This is a genomic window from Kitasatospora sp. NPDC056531 (assembly GCF_042794375.1).
Lineage (GTDB): Bacteria > Actinomycetota > Actinomycetes > Streptomycetales > Streptomycetaceae > Kitasatospora.
In genome coordinates this window covers 1-2,357 of the sequence record NZ_JBHTTU010000290.1, presented here as the reverse complement: position 1 = coordinate 2,357, position 2,357 = coordinate 1, and the positions used below count along the sequence as shown (strand labels likewise).

Annotated in this window: 1 protein-coding gene; it reads left to right on the top strand. The window is 73.4% G+C overall.

What is annotated here, in order from left to right:
• Nucleotides 1–30 precede the first annotated feature (30 nt).
• Nucleotides 31–2,357 (top strand): polyketide synthase dehydratase domain-containing protein (locus ACFQ87_RS45705; protein WP_380616965.1); only part of this gene is annotated, 2,327 nt, incomplete at its 3' end.

Below are 2,357 nucleotides of genomic sequence, written 5' to 3'. Positions count from 1 at the left end.
CGCGCCGGTGAGCGTGCGGGTTGTGAGCACGTGGAGGAGCTGACGCTGGAGGCGCCGCTGGTGGTGCCCGAGCGCGGTGGTGTCCAGATCCAGCTCGCCGTCGGCGAGTTGGACGAGACCGGCCGCCGTTCGCTGACCCTGCACTCGCGGATCCAGGGCGGTGCCGACGAGGCTGTGGAGGGCGAGTGGGTCCGCCACGCCACCGGCACCCTGGCCGTCGAAGCAACCGCCGGCATGGCAAGCGACTGGTCCGTCTGGCCGCCGCAGGACGCCGAGACCGTTGACGTGACGGAGTTCTACGACCGCCTGACCGAGCGCGGTTTCGCCTACGGCCCGGTGTTCCAGGGCCTGCGCGCGGCCTGGCGTCGCGGCGATGAGGTGTTCGCCGAGGTCGCGCTGCCGGCCGACGAGCACGCGGCGGCGGCCCGCTTCGGCCTGCACCCCGCCCTGCTCGACGCCGCCGTCCAGGGCGTGGGGCTCGGGACCTTCACCAGCGGTGAGGCCCAGGGCTGGCTGCCGTTCGCATGGTCGGGCGCGTCCCTGCACGCGGTCGGTGCCACGGAACTGCGTGTTCGGCTGGCGCCGGCGGGCACGGACGCGGTCTCGGTGGAGGTGGCCGACACCACGGGCACCCAGGTCGCCGCGGTGGAGTCGCTGCTGCTGCGCCCGGTGACGCCCGGGCAGATCCAGGCCGCGCGTGGCGCCGGTGCCGGGCGGGACTCGCTGTTCCGCATCGACTGGACCGCGCTCACCGCTCCGGCAAGGGCAGTTGAGCACGCCGCGGACCGCTGGGCCTGGCTGGGCGAGGTGCCCGCCGGGCTGGCGGGTGTGGCGGTCGACTGGTTCGCGGACCTGGCGGCGTTGGCCGCGGCGGTCGACGGCGGGGCCGATGCGCCGCGGACCGTGGTGTTCCCGATGGCCCCCGCCGTCGAGGGCCCGCTGGTCGGTGTCCGGGAGACCACGGCCCAGGTGCTGGAGATCGTTCAGGCCTGGATCTCCGATGAGCGCTGGTCCGCTTCGCGGCTGGTCCTGCTGACCACCGGAGCGGTCACGACTGCCGTCGGCGAGGACGTGGCCGACCTGGCGGGTGCGGCGATCTGGGGCCTGGTGCGGTCCGCGCAGTCCGAGCACCCGGACCGCTTCGTGCTGGTGGACGTCGACGGCGAGGAGCTGTCGGGTGTGCTGCCGTGGGCGCTGGCTGCGGGTGAGCCGCAGTTGGCGGTGCGCGGTGGCACGGTGTGGGTGCCGCGTCTGGCGCGGACCGGCGGTTCGGGCGCGGGGCTGGTCGCGCCGTCGACGGTCGCCTGGCGTGCCGAGAAGGGCGCGAACGCGACCCTGGAGGGTCTCTCCCTGGAGCCGTGCGACGCGGCCGAGGTGGCGCTGGCGCCGAACGAGATCCGGGTCTCCGTTCGGGCCGCGGGCGTGAACTTCCGTGACGTGCTCAACTCCCTGGGGATGTACCCGGGCAACGCCGGCCTGCTCGGCAACGAAGCGGCGGGTGTCGTCCTGGAGGTCGGATCCGCGGTCACCAACCTCGTCCCGGGCGACCGGGTGATGGGTGTCATGGGCGGTGCGTTCGGGCCGGTGGCGGTGACGGACCACCGTCTGATGGCGCGGATTCCGGAGGGGTGGTCGTTCACGCAGGCGGCGTCGGTGCCGCTGGTCTTCCTGACGGCGTACTACGCGTTGGTGGACCTGGGTGGTGTGCGGGCGGGTGAGTCGGTGCTGGTGCACGCGGCTGCCGGTGGTGTGGGCATGGCCGCGGTCCAGGTGGCGCGTCACCTGGGGGCGCGGGTGCTGGGCACGGCGAGTACGGGCAAGTGGCACGTGCTGCGCGAGCTGGGCCTGGACGAGGCCGAGATCGCGTCCTCGCGCACGCTGGAGTTCCGGGAGCGCTTCGGGGCGCTGACCGGGGGTCGGGGTGTGGATGTGGTCCTGAACGCGCTGGCGCACGAGTTCGTGGATGCCTCGCTGGACCTGCTGCCGGGTGGTGGCCGGTTCCTGGAGATGGGCAAGACGGACGTGCGCGACGCCGCCGAGGTGGCGGATGCGTACCCGGGCGTGGCCTATCGGGCGTTCGACCTGATCGAGGCTGGTCAGGACCGGATCGGCGAGATGCTGGGCGAGCTGCTGGCGCTGTTCGAGCAGGGTGTGCTGCAGCCGCTGCCGGTGCGGACGTGGGATGTGCACCGGATCCAGGACGCGTTCCGGTACGTGAGCCAGGCCCGTCATATCGGTAAGGTGGTCCTGACCGTTCCGCGCGGTATCGACCCGGAGGGTACGGTCCTGGTGACCGGTGCCTCCGGCACCCTCGGGGCCCTGGTGGCCCGTCACCTGGTGGTCCGTCACGGCGTGCG